Source organism: Nocardia carnea (assembly GCF_029868325.1).
Lineage (GTDB): Bacteria > Actinomycetota > Actinomycetes > Mycobacteriales > Mycobacteriaceae > Nocardia > Nocardia carnea_C.
This window is the reverse complement of record NZ_JARWNW010000304.1, coordinates 1-1,289: the sequence shown is the minus strand read 5'-3', so window position 1 is coordinate 1,289 and position 1,289 is coordinate 1. Positions and strand designations below refer to the sequence as shown.

2 pseudogenes are annotated in these 1,289 nt (G+C 69.4%); one reads left to right on the top strand and one right to left on the bottom strand.

Annotation, left to right across the window (positions count from 1 at the left end):
* Window positions 1-115 precede the first annotated feature (115 nt).
* Window positions 116-796 (bottom strand): annotated as a pseudogene (sepH, locus tag QH196_RS29555) (septation protein SepH); the annotation flags it as partial.
* A gap of 348 nt (window positions 797-1,144) precedes the next feature.
* Here sepH and QH196_RS29550 point away from each other — a divergent pair.
* A pseudogene (locus QH196_RS29550) lies at window positions 1,145-1,289 on the top strand (purine-nucleoside phosphorylase); the annotation flags it as partial.

The window sequence follows — 1,289 nt, the reverse complement described above, 5'->3', positions numbered from 1 at the left end:
GGGCGGGGCGGGGGGGCGGGCGGGACCCGGGCTAAACGGGCGCGGGCGGGGCCCGGGGCGCGCACCCCCCCGGGGCCACCGGGGGGTTTGCTTACATGTTCCCCACCGCGCCCGGCGGCGCCGGTTCCCGGCGGGGTTCGGCCACAACCGGTTCCGGGGCGGCCGGTGCTTCGGCTTCGACCGGCAGAATCGAGGCGAGCCCGCGCAGTGCCCGGCCGAAATCCGGATCGATCAGATCGGTGGCGGGATCGTCGAGCGGGGATACCGTGCCGCCGTGCGCGTCCGGCTGGTAGCGCCAATGCGCGGCGATCTCGGAACGACCGTTCTGCCATTGCAATTGCGCGACCCAGAAGCCCTTCTCGTCTTTCCAGGCATCCCATTCGGCATTGTCGAGGGTATGGCCGCGGGCGGTGAAGGCGGCGGTGACCACATCGATCAGGATTTCCACCGCGGGCCCGTCGGGCCGGATCGGGTGGGCCTTCTGGGCGAGTTCGGCGGCCCGTGCGCGTTCCAGCAGTACCGGATAGGCGAAACGTTCCACCCGGCTCAACGGCATCCCGGATTCCTGGGTCACCTGTTCCACGGAAGCGCCGGCGCGGATTCGAGCCTGGATATCGCGAGGACGCATAGTTGCTTCCATTTCGATCTCTATCTGGCCGAATCGGGCAAGGTCGCCGCGGGCCGCGGCGCGGAGTTTGTCGTCGGCGGGAAGCCGGAATTTCTGGCCACTTTCCGTGTCGACGCACACGATATGGGCGGAGTCGGGCGTCACCCCGATCACTCGAAGTTCACGCACCGTTACCTCCTTATCGCGTCGCTCGCGATACCGCCCACGTTCTGGAACAGTAGTGCACTTCTGGGATTCGTGTGGCAAGACACGCGGCACCGAAATGTACCCCGTGGCCGTCACCTACGGCTAATCTGCTCTATTCCCTTGTGTATCAAGTCGTTTCCGGATGATCGGGATGTCAAGGCGGCGGGGGGGGGGGGCCCCCCCCCCCCCCCCCCCCGCCCCCCGACAGGCACAGAGAGGTGGGGGCGGGTAAGTATAAAAAAAACAACAACCCCCCCGGCGGGGCCGCCCCCCCGCGGGGGGGCGGCCCCCCCCCCCCGGGACCGGGAAGCGCTACCGCTGGACTTCGCCGCTTTGTCCACGGTGCTCGAGGCCATCGCGGCCCGCGCACTGGGCGCCCGGCTGCTCGGGATCTCGCTGGTCACCAACCTGGCGGCCGGTGTCACCGGGGCGCCGCTGGCGCACGCCGAGGTACTGGCCGAAGGACAGGCCGCCG